This is a genomic window from Pseudonocardia sp. ICBG1034, assembly GCF_020131375.1.
Taxonomy (GTDB): Bacteria; Actinomycetota; Actinomycetes; order Mycobacteriales; family Pseudonocardiaceae; genus Pseudonocardia; species Pseudonocardia alni.
The window spans coordinates 1,028,573-1,044,402 of sequence record NZ_JAHLEK010000017.1; the positions used below are offsets into that span (position 1 = coordinate 1,028,573).

Below are 15,830 nucleotides of genomic sequence, written 5' to 3' on the forward strand. Positions count from 1 at the left end.
CGGCACCTTCCAGTCGCTCGGGGTCCGGGGTTCGGGTGGGTCAAGCTCCGGGTGCCCCGGGCCTTCGGGTGCGCACGCTAAGTGGAGTGCGGTGCCCGGGTCCAGCAGGCGCGCCGCACGACGACAACACCCCGCCCGGGTGGTTCGACCTCGCCGCCGATGGAAACCCGCACGGTCGTCGGACGGTCACCCACCGCGACCATCGGGCCGGGTGCGGCGGGTCAACGCTGCCGGACGGTGACCAGCGACGGGCTGGAGACGTCGTAGACGGCGCCCTCGCGCTGCAGCACCGGTCCGAGGACCCGGGCCCGGGCGGCGGTCCGGTCGGTGTCCGGCCACGGGCCCCACAGGACCCGCCGGTCCTCGGTGAGCCCCAGCTCGAAGGTGGATCCGCCCCCGCCGAGCGACAGCGTCTGCACCTGGTCGCGGACCGGGGCCGGCAGTGCCTGCAGGACGCCGACCGCGGCGAGGGTGGCGGGATCGTCCGGGGCGACGCGCGGCAGCTGGAGCCGGGGCAGTCGCACGTCGGGCGGGGCGTCGCGGTAGACGAACCCGGTGACGTCGACGAGCTTCGGTCCGTCCGGGGTGTCGAGCAGCGCGGCCGGGGTGCGTTCGGTCACGGCCACCACCAGGGTGTCCGGCCAGGACCGGTCCACCTCCACCGCGGCGACGCCGGGGATGGCCGACACGCGGGCGGCGACGCCGTCGGTGTCGACCGCGGCGAGCGGGACACCGGTCTGGTCGCCCGCGGCGTCCTCGACGTCGCGGACGGGGATCTGGCGGGTGCCGTCGACCCGCACGGTGGCCACCGGGGGGCCGTACCGGCCCAGCGCCCACCAGCCGGCCGCGGACACCCCGAGGAGCACGACGGCGGCGGTGGCCAGCAGGGCGACGAGGCGACGGCGCCGGTAGCGCGGGTCGCGGCTGCGGGACCGTTCGGCCGCGCGGGCCGCCGTGCGCTCCCGGACCGCGGCAGCCGCGCCGCGCCCGCTCCCCCGGCCCGCCGGGCCGGCCACCTCGTCGGTGTCGGCGGCCCGGTCGCCGGTCTCCCCGGGCTCGTCGGGCTGGTCGTGGCCGTCGGCGGCGGGGGTCCCGGCGGCGGCGCGGCGTTCGGCGGCGCGGCGCTCCCGGATGCGCCGGGCGCGCTCGGCGGCGCGGCGCTCCTGCTCGGGGTCACGGCGGCCCGGCGAGCGGGCACCGTCCCGGGCCCGGTCGTCGCCGGTGTCCTGCTCGTCGCTGCTCATCGTGCCCCCGCTGTGCCGCCGCCGTGTCGCGCGCTCACCCCTCGCCGGCGAGCTCCCGCAGGATCTCCGGCCCGAGCGCGGTGACGTCACCGGCGCCCATGGTGATCACGACGTCGCCGTCGGTCGCGAGCGCGGCGATCGCCGCGGGTGTCCGCTCCCACGAGGGGGCTCGGTGCACCCGCCCGGCCGGCAACGTCACCGCGTCGGTGATGAGCGCCGGACCGACGCCGGGTTCGGGATCCTCCCGGGCACCGTAGACGTCGAGCACCATCACCTCGTCCGCCAGCGACAGCGACGCGCCGAACTCGGCGGCGAACAGCCGGGTGCGGGAGTAGAGGTGCGGCTGGAACGCGACCAGGACGCGGCCGCGTCGCCCGTCGCGGACCGGCGCGGCCTCGCGGGCGGCGCGCAGGGTGGCGGCGACCTCGGTGGGGTGGTGGGCGTAGTCGTCGTAGACCGACACGCCGCGGGCGCGGCCCTTGAACTCGAACCGGCGCTGCACCCCGCCGAACCCGGCGAGACCCTCCAGCAGCACGGCCGGGTCGGTCCCGACGGCGACGCCGGCGAGGAACGCACCGAGCGCGTTGAGGACCATGTGCTCGCCCGGGACGCCGAGGGTGAGCTCGTGCTCGGCGTCGCCGGTGCGGAACCGTGCGCGGCAGCCGGTGCCGTCCGGGGTGAACTCGAGCAGCCGGGCGTCGTGCGGGCCGGTCGCGGTGCGGCCGTAGCGCAGCACGGTGACGCCCGACTCCTCCGCCCGCACCGCGACCTCGGCGGACCCCGGGTCGTCGGCGCAGGCGACCAGCGTGGCGCCGGGGACGAGCCGTTCCAGGAACCGCTCGAACACCGCCCGGTAGGCGGCCTCGTCGCCGTGGTGGTCGAGGTGGTCGGGCTCGACGTTGGTGACGATCGCGACCGACGGGGCGAACGCGGTGAACGAGCCGTCGCTCTCGTCGGCCTCGACGACGAACACGTCGCCGCTGCCGTGGTGGGCGCCCGACCCGGACACCGACAGATCGCCGCCGATCGCGAACGACGGGTCGGCCCCGGCGTGCTGCAGGGCGACGGTGACCATCGACGTCGTCGAGGTCTTGCCGTGCGTCCCGGCGACGGCGACCAGCCGCCGTCCCTCGGTGAGCGCGGCCAGCGCGACCGCCCGGTGGACGACGTCGTAGCCGCGCTCGCGGGCGGCGGCCAGCTCCGGGTTGGTCTCCCGGATCGCGGTGGAGACGACCACGGTCGGCGGGGTCTCGCCGTCGTGGCGCAGGTGACCGGCGTCGTGCCCGGTCTCGACGCGTGCGCCGAGCGCGCGCAGCGCGGTGACCGTGCGGGAGTCCCGCGCGTCGGACCCGGAGACGGTCGCTCCGCGGGCGAGCAGGATCCGCGCGATCCCGCTCATCCCGGCGCCGCCGATCCCGATGAGGTGGACGTGGTCGGAGAGCACGCTCACCGGCCCGCCACCTCCATGACGATGCGGGCGATCCTCTCGTCGGCCTCGCCGTGCCCGGCGGCGCGGGCGCGGCGGCCCATCGCGAGGGCCAGGTCGGGGTCGGTGAGCATCGGCATCAGCTCGTCGATCGCGCGGTCGCCGTTCATGTCCTCGTCCTGCACGAGCTTGCCGCCCCCGGCCTCGACGACCGGGCGGGCGTTGAGCGCCTGCTCACCGTTGCCGTGCGGCAGCGGCACGTACACCGCGGGCAGCCCGACGGCGGTGAGCTCGGCGACGGTGGTCATGCCGGACCGGCCGAGGACGACGTCCGCGGCGGCGTAGGCGAGGTCCATCCGCTCGATGTAGGGCACCGGCACGTAGCCGGGCCGCGGGTCGGCGGGGGTGCCGTTCTTCCCGTACGCGTGCAGGACCGAGATGCCCCGCTCGGTGAAGGCGGGCAGGGACTCGGCGACCGCGTCGTTCAGGGTCCGGGCGCCCTGGGAGCCGCCGAAGACCAGCAGCACCGGTCCGTGCGGCGGGAGGTTGAAGTGCGTCCGGGCCTCCGGCCGCAGCGACGCCCGGTCCAGAGTGGTGATCGAGCGGCGCAGCGGCATCCCGACCACCTCCTCGTTCGCGAGTCCGGTGCCGGGCACCGCGACGCAGACGGCGGAGGCGAACCGCGCACCGACCTTGTTCGCGAGCCCGGCGCGGGCGTTCGCCTCGTGCACGACGATCGGCACCCGGCCGCGGGCGCCGAGGTAGGCGGGCAGCGAGACGAACCCGCCGAACCCGACGACGACATCGGCCTCGGCCGCCTCGAGCACCTCACGGACACGCTTCACCGCGCCCCGGACGTTCCCGGGGAGCTTGAACAGGTCGGCGGTGGGCTTGCGGGGCAGCGGCACCGGCGGGATCAGCTCGAGCGGGTAGCCGCGGGCCGGGATCAGCTGGGTGTCGAGGCCCTTCTCGGTGCCGAGCGCGGTGACCCGGGCTCCCGGGACGAGCCGCCGGATCGCGTCGGCGACGGCCAGCGCGGGCTCGATGTGCCCGGCCGACCCACCCCCGGCGACGACGACCGACAGGCCGCCCCGCACCGGTGCCGGCGCCTGCTCCCCCGCGGGTCGCGTGGTGGCGGGACCGAAGGTGCGGGTCGCGTCGGGGCCGGTGGGTCCGGGCACGCCGGGCCCGGGCACGCCGTCGCCCTGCGGGTTCTGCTGCGGGCCGTTCGGCTGGGGGCCGGGTCCCTGGGGGCCGGGTCCCTGGAGGCCGTGCGGCTGCGGGCCGCCGGGGCCCCGGGGGTCACCCGGGCCCTGCGGTCCGGGGGCGACCGGACCACCGGGGCCCTGGCGGCCGGGTGCACCGGGTCCGCCGGGGCCGTACGGCCCGGGGATGCCGGGGGCGGCCGGACCGGACCCGCCCGGGCCGACCGGGCCGACCGGGCGGAACGGGCCGGTTCCCGCGGGACCCGGGCGGCCGGGGCCCGCGTACCCGGGCCCCTGACGTGCGGGGCCCTGCTGACCCGGCGCCTGCGGACCGGGACCCTGCGGACCCGGGCGGGCGGTGCCCGGGCCCTGCGCTCCGGGGCCCTGCTGTCCGGGGCCCTGCTGTCCGGGGGCGGCGGGGTGGTGCGGGCCGGTGCCGGTCAGGGCGTTCGGGCCCGCGGGGCCGGGGCGCCCGAACTGCTGCGGGCCGGGGCCACCGGGGACGGGGCCGTGGGGACCGGCGCCGGGACGTCCGGGCGCGTACGGACCGGGGGCGAACCTGCCGTGCGGGGGGACCGGGCCACGGGGACCGGTCGCCGACAGCGCGCCCGGCTCGGGCGCGCTCTGCGGACCGGTGGCGGTGACGCCGGCGTGCTCACGCTCGCCGGGGTGCGCCGGGCGCTGCTGCGGGGCCGACGGGGTCCGGGTCTGCTGCCCCCCGGTACCCGACGGGGTGTCCGCCGAGGCGGCGGCCGGGAGCCCGGCGGCGTCGCCCGCGGGGTGCGCGACGGTCGGCGGTTCGCCGGCCGCCTGCTCCCGGCGGGCCGGGGTGGATCCGGTGGACTCCGGCCCCGGGGTCGCCGGGCCGGTCCGCCGGGGCTGCTGCGGGCCGGTCCGCTGCGGGGTGCCCCGCCCGGGGTCGGTCGCCGTGGGGTCCTCGGCCGCTGCGGTGCCCCGGCCGTCGGCGACGGGCTGCTGCGGGCCCGTCCCGGCGTCCGGTCCGGTCGTGTCGACCGGGTCCGGGCCGGTGGCGGCGACGGTGGGGCCGGTGTCCGTCCCCGGCGCGCCGGGGACGTGCGGCCCGGGACCGGCGGGTGCGGGGCCGGCGGTGGGGCCGTCCTCCCCCGGGCCGGTGCGCGGCACGCCGTTCGCCGGGGCGCCGGACCGGGTCGGGTCCGGGCCGCTGCGTCCGGTGCTCCCGCGGGGGGTGAACAGGTCGTCGGCCGCGCCGGGGCGCGCCGGCATCGCTCCGGGCGGCACCGGTCCCCCGGGCCGGCGGCGCGGCAGGCCGCCCGGCTGCTGTCCGGCGTCGTCGGCGGGGCGCGGTGCGCCGTTCAGGCCGCGCGGGCCACCGTCCGGGGCGACGCCGTCCGGGCCGTGGGACACGCCGTTCGGGCCCTGCGGAGCGCCCTGGTCCCCGCCCTCGGCCGCGCCGCGCGGGACACCGTTGCGCGGGGCGCCGTTCCGGGCGCCGCCGTTGCGGGGGGCGCCGTTCTGCGGAGCGCCGTTCTGCGGAGCGCCGTTCTGCGGAGTGCCGTTCTGCGGAGCGCCGTTGCGCGGGTCACCGTCGTGCGGGGCGTCGTGGCGGTCGGCACCGTTGCGTGCGACGCCGTTCCGCGGGCCGTCGGTGCGCGGCCCGTCGTGGCGGTCGGCGCCGTCGGGCCCGAGGTCCTCGTGCGCGGCGCCGTTCGCCGGCCGGGCCGCGCCGCGGTCGCCGTGTGCGACGCCGTTCGTCCCCTGCGGCCCGTCACCGCTGCGCGGGGCGGCGCCCGGGCGGCGGGACCGCGCGTGCGGGTCCCACCCGGTACCGGGCAGCCGCTGCGGACCACGCGGACCCGACTCCACGGACGGCTGCGACGCGGGGGCCGGCGCCGACGCGGACTCCGGAGCAGCGGAGGCACCGAACAGGTCCGCACCCGACGGGGACTCCGCGGGCCAGGCCGGGCGACCGCCCGTGCCACCCGCCCCGTCCGGGGCGCCGAAGACCACACCGTCCGGCCGGACCTCGTGGGGCCCGGGGGCGCGGCCGCCCATGGTCGGACGCCGGCCGGGCTCCCGGCCCGAGCCGGTGCCGTCGTTCCCGCCGGTCTGATCCGTACCCGTCACGCTCTCGTGCCCCTTGCGTCGTCCGTCGTGTCCGCTCCCACCCGGAGTGGGAGCGCCCTAACGCGCCGCCCACCGCGACACCGGTGCCGGTGCGCGGTAGGGCTGCGGCAACGGCAGGCGCAGCAGCTTCGCCAGCCGCCCCTGCCCGTCCTTCCGGAGCGCGGCGACCGCCTCCGGCTCGTGCCGGGCCGCGTTCGTGAGCAGCCCGAACAGGAACATGGTCACCACCAGCGAGGTGCCGCCGGAGGAGATCAGCGGGAGCTGCAGCCCGGTCACCGGCAGCAGTCCCACGACGTACCCGATGTTGATCGACGCCTGCACGACCATGCCCGCCGTCGACGTCGCGACGACGATCCGCAGCCACGGGTCGGTGTTGCGGGCGGCGATCCGCATGCCGGTGTAGGCCAGCGTCGCGAAGAGCGCGAGTACCGCTCCCGCCCCGACCAGGCCCAGCTCCTCGCCGATGATCGCGAAGATGAAGTCGTTGTGGGCGTTGGGCAGGTAGTCCCACTTCGCCCGGCCCTGGCCGAGACCGACGCCGAACAGGCCGCCGTCGGCGAGCGCGTACAGCGCCTGCGTCGCCTGGTAGGCCGGGCCCAGCGGGTCCGCCGACGACGACAGGAACGCCGTGATCCGGCTGGCCCGGTACCCGGCGGTCAGCCCGAGGATCACCGCGCCGGCCAGGCCGCCGCCCGCGATCAGCGCGAGCAGCTTCACCGGGGCGCCGCCGAAGTACAGCAGCGCGAGCATGATGATCCCGACCGAGATCGTCATGCCGAGGTCCGGTTCCAGGACGAGCAGCGTGAAGATCACCAGCGTCACCGGGACGACCGGGTTGAGGGCGTGCTTCCAGCGGTGCATCACGGCGCGGCGGGCGGCGAGCACGTGGGCGCCCCACAGCGTCAGCGCGATCTTCACGCCCTCCGACGGCTGCAGCGAGACCGGGCCGAACGCGAACCAGGACCGGGCGCCGCCGCGCAGCGCACCGATCCCCGGGATCAGCACCAGGACCAGCGCGACCAGGCCGATGATCAGCAGCACCGGTGCCGCGGCGCGCAGGCGACGCGGGGGGACCCGCAGGCCCACGTAGAACAGCACCAGCCCGACCACGCAGAACATCAGCTGACGGGTGAACACCGAGTACGACGAGCCGTCGCCGACCGACGACGCGGACAGCACCATCACCAGCCCGAACAGGGTCAGCAGCCCGAAGACGCCGAGGATCAGGTGCAGCGAGGTCAGCGGGCGGCGCAGCCAGCGCCGCAGCCGCCGCACGGCCCCGCGGGTGCCGGTCACGGCGGCCTGGCCGAGCGTGCGGTCCGGCGCGGCCGGGCTCACCGGGACACCCCGGCGGCGGCCAGGCCGGCGACGGCGGCGGCGAACGCGTCGCCGCGGTGGGCGTAGTCGCGGAACTGGTCCATCGAGGCGGCGGCCGGGGCGAGCAGCACGACGTCGCCGGGGCGGGCCAGGCCGGACGCGCGGCGGACCGCGGCCGGCATCGGGTCCTGCGGGTCGGAGGGCGCCATCGGACCATCGTGTCCCGGCGCGACCTCCTCGACCGGGAGGCCGGGCGCGTGTCGCGTCAGCGCCTCGACGATCGGTGTCCGGTCCGTCCCGATCACGACGATCCCCGCCAGCCGCTCGGCGTGCGCGGCGGCGAGCCTGCCGAGCTCGGCCGGGTCGACCCCCTTGAGCAGCCCGCCGACCACCCAGACGGCGCGGGCACCGGGCCGCCGGGCGGCGACGGCGGCCAGCGCGGCCCCGGCGGCGTGCGGGTTGGTCGCCTTGGAGTCGTCGAGGTAGGTGACACCGGCGTGCTCACCGGCCGGGGCGCTGCGGTGCGGGCCGGGGGTGAACGCCGCCAGGGCGGCGCCGACGTGTTCCGGGTCGACACCGTGCGCGCGGGCCAGCGCGGCCGCGGCGAGCGCGTCGGTGATCCCGGGCGGCCCCGGGGGGACGACGGCGTCGGCCGCGAGCAGCGCCCCGCCGCCGAACGCGCGGTCGGTCAGCACCCCGTCGGCGACGCCGAGCTGGTCCGGTCCGGGCGGGCCGAGGGTGACCCCGACGCGTCGCGGTGCCGGGGACTCCCCGAGCAGCCGTGCGGCCACGGGGTCGTCGACCCCGCCGACCGCGACGTCGCCCAGCAGCGCGCGTGCCTTGGCCGCGGCGTAGGCGTCCATCCCGCCGTGCCAGTCCAGGTGGTCCTCGGCGACGTTGAGCACCAGGCCCGCGGCCGGGCGCACCGACGGCGACCAGTGCAGCTGGAAGCTCGACAGCTCGACCGCGAGCACCGCGTGGCCCTCCGCGACCGCGGTGACCACCGGGTGGCCGATGTTGCCGCAGGCGACGGCGTCGACCCCGGCGCGCGCGAGGATCGCGGCGAGCATCTCGGTGGTGGTGGTCTTGCCGTTGGTGCCGGTCACGACCAGCCACGACGGCGGTGTGTCGCGCAGCGCGCCGAGCCGCCAGGCGAGCTCGGGCTCCCCGATGACCTCGACGCCGAGCCCGGCGGCCTCGGCGACCAGCGGGTGGTCCGGCCGGCGCCCGGGCGAGGTGACGACGGTGCGGACCCCCTCGGGGATCCCGCCGCCACGCCACGGCTCGACGCCGTCGGGCAGCGCGGCCAGCGCGTCCGCGCGGTCGTCGGACAGGAGCACCCTGGCGCCCGCATCCACCAGGGCCGTCGCGGCCGCGAGGCCGGAGACACCGGCCCCCGCGACCAGGACCGGGTCCCCGCCGAACGGGCCGCTCACCCGGAACCCGACATGGACAGCCACTCGGAGTAGAAGATGCCCAGCCCCATCGCGGCGCAGATCGCGGCGAGCAGCCAGAACCGGATGATGACGGTGGTCTCGGCCCATCCGGCGAGCTCGAAGTGGTGGTGGAACGGCGCCATCCGGAACAGCCGGCGGCGCGACGTGCGGAACACGATGATCTGCAGCGACACCGACAGCGCCTCGACGACGAACACGCCGCCGATGACGACCAGCAGCAGCTCGGTGCGGGTCACCATGGACAGGCCGGCGAGCAGGCCGCCCAGCGCGAGCGACCCCGTGTCGCCCATGAAGATGCGGGCCGGGGCGGCGTTCCACCAGAGGAACCCGATGCAGCCGCCCATCGCGGCGGCGGCGACCAGGCCGACGTCGAGCGGGTCGCGGACCTCGTAGCAGCCCGCGGTCGCGGCGATCGCGCAGTTGTTGCGGAACTGCCAGAACGCGATGATCACGTAGGTGCCGAGCACCATCGCGGCGGTACCGGCGGCCAGGCCGTCGAGGCCGTCGGTGAGGTTCACCGCGTTCGACCAGGCGGCGACGATCAGGTTGCACAGCAGCACGAACCCGACGACGCCGAAGCTCAGCACCGTGATGTCGCGGACGAACGACAGGCTCTCCGAGGCGGGCGCGAGGTTGCGCTCGTTCACGAAGCGCACCGCGAGCACACCGAAGATCGTCGCGGTCAGGACCTGGCCGACGATCTTGGAGGTCTTGTTCAGCCCGAGGTTGCGCTGGCGACGGATCTTGAGGAAGTCGTCGAGGAACCCGACGACGCCCAGCGCGGTGGTCAGGAACAGCACCAGCAGCGCCGAGGCCGTGATCGGCTCCCGGGTGAACGCGTGCGAGCCCAGGTAGCCCACCCAGATGGCGAGCAGGATCGCCACGCCGCCCATCGTCGGCGTACCGCGCTTGGACTGGTGGCTCTGCGGGCCCTCCTCGCGGATCTCCTGCCCGAAGCCCTGCCGCGCGAAGAAGCGGATCAGGTACGGGGTGAGCAGGATCGACACCGCGAGCGCGAGACCCGCGGCCAGGAACAGGCCCCTCACCGGCACACCATTCCCTCGGTCGTCAGCAGGCCGGCGGCGAGCCGCTCCAGCCCGGCGCTGCGGGAGGCCTTGACCAGCACGACGTCGCCGGGCCGGGTCCGCTCCCGCAGCAGGGTCAGGGCGGCGGGCACGTCGGCGACGTGCTCGGCGCCGGGCCCGTAGTCGGGTGCGCCGACGGCGACCACCCGGGCCCCGGCGGCGCGGGCGTTCTCCGCTGCCGCGGCGTGCTCGGCGGCCGCGCCGTCCCCGATCTCGGCCATCGGGCCGAGCACCGCCCAGGCCCGGCGGTCCGGGCCGGCGATCTGCCCGAGCGCGGTGATCGCGGCGCGGACGGACTCGGGATTGGCGTTGTAGGCGTCGTTGACGACGGTCACCCCGTCGGCGCGGTCGGTGACCTCCATCCGCCAGCGCGACGCCGGCGTCGCGGCGGACAGCGCCGCCGCGATCCCGTCCGGGGTGCCGCCCAGCTCGAGGGCGACCGCGGCGGCGGCGAGCGTGTTGGAGACCTGGTGCTCCCCCACCAGCCGCAGCGCGACGTCGGCGGACCCGGCCGGGGTGACCAGCCGGAACGACGCCCGGCCCGCGGTCAGGGTGACGTCGGTGGCCCGCACGTGCGCGTCCGCGGCGCGTCCGAAGGTGACGACCCGGGCGGGGGTGCGGGTCGCCATGGCGGCGACCAGCTCGTCGTCGGCGTTGAGGACGGCGACGCCGCCCCGCCCGCCGGGCAGGTCACCCGGCGGCAGCGCCTCGACGAGCTCGCCCTTCGCCGTGGCGATCGCGGCGCGGGAGCCGAACTCGCCGAGGTGGGCGGAGCCGACGTTGAGGACGACCCCGATCCGCGGTGGCGCGACCGCGCACAGCGCGGCGATGTGGCCGATCCCGCGGGCGGAGAACTCCAGCACGAGGTTGCGGGTGCCCGCGTCGGCGCGCAGCGCCGTGTACGGCGTCCCGAGCTCGTTGTTGAACGACTCCGGCGGCGCGACGGTCGGCCCCAGCGGGGACAGCACCGCGGCCAGCAGGTCCTTGGTGGAGGTCTTGCCCGCCGACCCGGTCACGCCGACGACGGCGAGGCCCGGCAGGGCGCCCAGCACGTGCCGGGCGAGGCGCCCCAGCCCGGCCAGGACGGCGGCGCCGGTCCCGTCGGGGTCGACCGCACCGAGGTAGGTGTGGCTGTCGCGGGCCTCGACCGGCGGCACGACGACCGCGGGGGCGTCGACCTCGCGGCCCGCCAGCACCGCGGTCGCACCGCGGGTGACGGCCTGCGCGGCGAAGTCGTGGCCGTCGGCCCGCTCCCCCGGCAGCGCCAGGAACAGCCCGCCCGGCCCGACCCTGCGGGAGTCGAACTCGACGGCGGTGACCGGCGCGGCGGCGGCCTCCTCGTCGATGCGGTGCAAGCGGCCGCCGGTCACGGCCGCGATCTCCGCCGGCGTCATCTCGATCATCGCCCGCTCGCCTCCACCGGTCCGATCCGTCCTCCTGCCCGTGCGCGGTCCGTGCCGGGTGCCGGCACGCCCCGCCCTGTCGCCCCGCGGCGCGTCACGTCGCCGCCCGGATCGCCGCCACCAGCTCGTCGGTGTCGTCGAACGGGTACTTGACGCCGTTGATCTCCTGGCCGGCCTCGTGGCCCTTGCCGGCGACCACCACCGCGTCGCCCGGGCGGGCCGAGCGGACCGCGTAGACGATCGCGCTGCGCCGGTCGCCGATCTCGATGACGTCACCGCGGGCGGGCTCGCCGAACGCGCCGTCGAGCATCGCGCGGCGGATGGCGCCGGGATCCTCGCTGCGGGGGTTGTCGTCGGTCACGACGAGCACGTCGGACCGGATCGCGGCGGCGGCGCCCATCAGCGGACGCTTGCCGGTGTCGCGGTCCCCGCCGCAGCCGAGCACGGTGATCACCCGCGCGTGCGGGCGGACCTGGCGGCGCAGCGCGTCCAGCAGCGCGGCGACGGCGGCCGGCTTGTGCGCGTAGTCGACCACACCCAGCCAGGGCTGACCGGCGTCGACGCGCTGCATCCGGCCCGGCACCGACGCCCGGGCGAACCCGGCCGCGGCCACCTCGGGGTCGATCCCGTCGGCGTCGAGCACGGCCAGCGCGACGAGCGCGTTCGCGACGTTGTAGCGGCCGGGCAGGCTCAGCGTGACCGGCACCGCGAGGCCGCCGGGGCCGACCGCGGTGAAGGTCTGGGTGCCGTCGGGGTGCGCGGTGAGGTCGCGGACCGTCCAGGTGGCGTGCGCGCCGCGCGGGTCGGAGGAGACGGTGACCGCGTCCCGGTGGCGGGCCGCCAGCCGGCGGCCCCACTCGTCGTCGACGCAGACGACGCCGTGCCGCGCGGCCTCCACGCCCGCCCCGCCGCCGCCGAACAGCCGGGCCTTGGCCTCGAAGTAGTCGGTCATCGTGGGGTGGAAGTCCAGGTGGTCCTGGGACAGGTTGGTGAAGGCCCCGGCGGTGAACCGGGACCCGCCGACCCGGCCGAGCGCGAGCGCGTGGCTGGAGACCTCCATCGCCACGTCGGTCACGCCGGCCTCGACCATGACCGCGAACAGCGCCTGCAGGTCCGGTGCCTCGGGGGTGGTGAACGCGCTGGGCAGTGCCCGGGCCGGGTGGCCGGGGACCTGGACCCGGGTCCGCACGGTGCCGAGCAGACCGGTGGCCCGCCCGGCGGCGGTCAGGCCCGCCTCCAGCAGGTGCGCGACGGTCGTCTTGCCCGAGGTGCCGGTCACCCCGAGCACCCGCAGGCGGGCGGTGGGCTCGCCGTAGACGGCGGCCGAGACCGGGCCGAGGACCTCGCGCGGGTTCGGGTGCACCAGCACCGGGAGCCGGGAGTGCCGGATCTCGGCGCGGTCCGCGCCCGCGGCGTCGGTGAGGATCGCGCCGGCGCCCGACGCGACGGCCTGCGCGGCGAAGTCGGCGCCGTGGGCGCGGGCGCCGGGCAGGGCCGCGAACAGGTCGCCGGGGCGCACCGAGCCCGCCCGCAGGGTGGCGCCGGTGACGGTGTGCGGTCCGGCCGCGGGGTCGAGCAGCGGGCCGGGCCCGCTGCCGGCGGTACGCGGGTTCAGCTCGGCGCCGACGAGCCGCCCGAGCAGGGCGACGTCGACCGGGCGCACCTGCGACGGGCGGTCCGGCAGCGACTCGAGGGATCCCGCCACGTCACCCGTCCCCGTCCGGTCGCCCTGCACACCACCCGGCCCGCCGCCGAGCGCGGATCCGCCGGTGCTCCGGGAGCGGGCGGTGGCTGCGGTGTGGAGGTCGGGCACAGGGCCGGAGGTTACCGACCGGCGCGGGCCGCCCCTCGTCCCGGTCAGGCGCCCGCGACCGCTCGCGGAGGCGGTCGCGGCGGGCGGCGGGACGACGACCGGAACACGGCCGTCCGACGATCCGGATACGGCCATCCGGCGCAGGTTCCGGGCCGGTGGGCGGCTCGTCGGGCGGGGTGCACGGCGGCCCGGCCGGCACCCGTACGGGTGAGCAGTGGCCGGGACCGTCCGACGCAGCCGGACCGCACCCGGCCGCGCCGTCACCTGATCTGCAGGGTCTGCACCGGCTGCGGCACGGTCTGGACCGGCACGGCGTCGCGCTGGGCCAGGTAGGAGGCGATGTCGTGGAACAGCGGCGCCGCGCTCGTCCCGCCCTTCGGGGCGTCGAGCATGATCCCGATCACGAACCGCGGGTCCTGGGCCGGGAGCATCCCGGCGAAGGTGATCCAGTACTGGGAGCGCGAGTAGGCCCCGGTCGCCGGGTCCACCTGCTGGGCGGTGCCGGTCTTGCCCGCCACCTCGTAGCCGGGCACCGCGGCGGCGGGCCCGGTTCCGGACTGGCCGTGCGCCTTCTGGGTGACGGCGGTGAGCATCGTCCGCAGGGTCTGCGCGGTCTGCGGCGACATCACCTGCACCGGCTCGGGCGCCTCGGTCGGCACCCGGATGCCGTCCGGGCCGGTCGTCGCGGCGATGATCCGCGGCGGGACCCGGACGCCGTCGTTGGCGATGGCCTGGTACATCCCGGCCATCTGCAGCACGGTCATCGACAGGCCCTGCCCGATCGGCAGGTTGCCGAAGGTCGAGCCGGACCAGGTCGCGCGGGCCGGGACCCGTCCGCCGCTCTCGCCGGGCAGCCCGACACCGGTCCTCTGCCCGATGCCCATCTTCGCGAGCATGTCCGAGAAGCGGTCCTCGCCGACCTTCTGCGCGGTCATCAGGGTGCCGACGTTGGAGGACTTCGCCAGCACGCCGGTCAGCGTGTAGTGGTCGACGCCGTGCTCCCAGGCGTCCTTGATCGTGCGGTCGGCGACCTCGATGCTGCCGGGCACGTCCAGCACGTCGTCGGGCTTGGCGACGCCGGCCTCCAGTGCGGCGGCCATGGTGACGACCTTGTTGACCGAGCCGGGCTCGAAGGGCGTGGTGACGCCCTTGTTGCCCAATGAGTTCGGGTCCGCGGACAGCAGCTGGGCCGGGTCGAACGAGGTGTTGTCGGCGAGCGCGAGCACCTGCCCGGTGGCACGGTCGAGGACCACGGCCGAGCCGCTGCGCGCGCCGGAGCGGCCCGCGTAGTCGGCCAGCATCCGCTGCACCTGGAACTGCAGGTCGGAGTCGATCGTCAGCTGCACGTCGGAGCCGGACACCGCGGCCTGCTCGGAGCGCACGCTGCCGGGGATGACGGTGCCGCTGCCCTCGGCGGTGTCGGCGATCTGGAAGCCGTCGCGACCGGCGAGCAGCGCGTCGTCGGAGGACTCCAGGCCGATCCGGCCGACCAGCTTCTGCGCGTCGGCGCTCCAGGTCGCGGCGCCGATGATGTTCGAGGCCAGCGTCCCGTTGGGGTACTGGCGCGCCTCGCGGCTCTCCTCGGCGATCTCCGGGAACTGTGTGCGCAGGTCACGGGCGGGCCCGGGGTCGACCGCGGTGGCCATCACGACGTAGCCGCGGTCGCTGTTCAGCGCCCGCTTCAGCTCCTCGGGGTCGCCGTGGGTCACCGCGGCGACGGCGTCGGCCATCCGGTTCTTGTAGGCGACCGCGTCCGCGCCCTTGGTGGAGTTGATCAGGCGCGGGTTGGTGACGAGCGCCTTGGACTCGGTGGAGAACGCCAGCACGGCGCCGTTGCGGTCGCTGATCGCGCCGCGCTCGGCCGGGATGACGATCCGGCTGGCGCGCTGCTTCTCCGCATCCGCGGTCAGCGTGCCCGCCTGCACCGTCTGGACGACGACGAGCTTCGCCCCGGACACCAGCAGGAGGGCGGCCAGCGCCACCCAGGCCAGGCGCAGCCGGAACCGCGGGTCGTCGGCCGGGGACCGGCGCCGGCCGCCCCGCGGACCCTGCCCCCGCGGCCGGGGGCGCGGCGGCGCGTAGACCATCAGTTCCCGCCCGCCGCCCGGGTGTCGGCCGGGACCTCGTGCTCGGTGCCCTCACCGGCACCGGCGGCGCCACCCGCGGCGGCGCCCGGTGCGGCGTCACCGCCCTCGGCGGCCGGGTCGGTGGTGGCCGCGCCCGGCTGCTGCGCCTGCGGCGCGGGCGGGGCCTGCGGGGCCGGTGCGTCGGCGGCGGGCGGGGCGGGCGGCGCCGCGGCGACGGCGGCACTCGGCTCCCCGACGACGTCGACGCGTCCGTCCGGTGCGACGACCAGGCGTGCCGGGTCGGTCACCCGGACCATGCCCTGGGCCGCGGCGCGGTCGGCGAGCGAGCCGGGGCTCTGCAGCACCGTGACCTCCTTGCGGAGCGCCTCGGACTGCTCGGTGAGCGACGCGGTCCGCTCCCGGGCCGCCTGCAGCGAGTAGGAGTCCGCCGCCGCGGCGGTCGACAGCCACAGCGTCGCGATCAGGCCCGAGACCAGCAGGACCATCACGACCAGCACGAACTTCGCGCGGCCGGTGTTCTCCCTGGCCGCGCTGCGGCGGCGCTGGTCGGCCACCCGTCGGGCGTCGCCGGGGCCGCGCTGGGCCGGGATCCGCGGGGGTGCCGCGGTACGACGGCTCTGGCGGGTGTCGGGCCGCGCCCGGCCACCGCCCGGGGTCCCCGGGCGCTCGATGACGGGTGTGCTCATC

General features: G+C 77.3%; 10 protein-coding genes. All 10 read right to left on the bottom strand.

Translation table 11 applies throughout. The features are described 5' to 3' along the window. Positions 1-221 precede the first annotated feature (221 nt). The 10 genes from KPF22_RS19525 to KPF22_RS19575 all read right to left on the bottom strand — a co-directional run bounded on the left by KPF22_RS19525 (position 222) and on the right by KPF22_RS19575 (position 15,829). Positions 222-1,244, bottom strand: coding sequence for a cell division protein FtsQ/DivIB (locus tag KPF22_RS19525; RefSeq protein WP_224400911.1), 1,023 nt, complete (start codon positions 1,242-1,244; stop codon positions 222-224). 34 nt (positions 1,245-1,278) lie between these two features. Further along, positions 1,279-2,643, bottom strand: coding sequence for a UDP-N-acetylmuramate--L-alanine ligase (murC, locus tag KPF22_RS19530; protein ID WP_244326383.1), 1,365 nt, complete (start codon positions 2,641-2,643; stop codon positions 1,279-1,281). 47 nt (positions 2,644-2,690) lie between these two features. Next, positions 2,691-3,767 (bottom strand): glycosyltransferase, encoded by a 1,077-nt coding sequence (locus KPF22_RS19535; RefSeq protein WP_208820799.1) that lies wholly within the window; start codon positions 3,765-3,767, stop codon positions 2,691-2,693. Positions 3,768-6,038: 2,271 nt separating this feature from the next. Beyond that, on the bottom strand, positions 6,039-7,319 hold the full coding sequence (ftsW, locus tag KPF22_RS19545; protein WP_224402902.1) for a putative lipid II flippase FtsW: 1,281 nt from the start codon (positions 7,317-7,319) through the stop codon (positions 6,039-6,041). Further along, complete coding sequence (gene murD, locus KPF22_RS19550; protein WP_224402903.1) at positions 7,316-8,734, bottom strand: UDP-N-acetylmuramoyl-L-alanine--D-glutamate ligase; 1,419 nt, start codon at positions 8,732-8,734, stop codon at positions 7,316-7,318. The genes ftsW and murD overlap by 4 nt, the downstream gene beginning before the upstream one ends. Next, complete coding sequence (gene mraY, locus KPF22_RS19555) at positions 8,731-9,801, bottom strand: phospho-N-acetylmuramoyl-pentapeptide-transferase (RefSeq protein ID WP_062404548.1); 1,071 nt, start codon at positions 9,799-9,801, stop codon at positions 8,731-8,733. Before mraY ends, murD begins: the two co-directional genes overlap by 4 nt. Further along, entirely contained in the window at positions 9,798-11,243 is a 1,446-nt protein-coding gene (gene murF / locus KPF22_RS19560; RefSeq protein WP_224402904.1) for a UDP-N-acetylmuramoyl-tripeptide--D-alanyl-D-alanine ligase, read from the bottom strand. Before murF ends, mraY begins: the two co-directional genes overlap by 4 nt. Positions 11,244-11,337: 94 nt before the next feature. Next, on the bottom strand, positions 11,338-12,948 hold the full coding sequence (locus KPF22_RS19565; RefSeq protein WP_208826631.1) for a UDP-N-acetylmuramoyl-L-alanyl-D-glutamate--2,6-diaminopimelate ligase: 1,611 nt from the start codon (positions 12,946-12,948) through the stop codon (positions 11,338-11,340). 368 nt (positions 12,949-13,316) lie between these two features. Then, positions 13,317-15,143 carry a penicillin-binding protein 2 gene (locus KPF22_RS19570; protein WP_208826633.1) on the bottom strand — a complete coding sequence of 609 codons (1,827 nt, stop codon included), beginning with the start codon at positions 15,141-15,143 and terminating at the stop codon, positions 13,317-13,319. Then, complete coding sequence (locus tag KPF22_RS19575) at positions 15,143-15,829, bottom strand: septum formation initiator (RefSeq protein WP_224402905.1); 687 nt, start codon at positions 15,827-15,829, stop codon at positions 15,143-15,145. The genes KPF22_RS19570 and KPF22_RS19575 overlap by 1 nt, the downstream gene beginning before the upstream one ends. Between the last annotated feature and the right edge of the window lies 1 nt (position 15,830).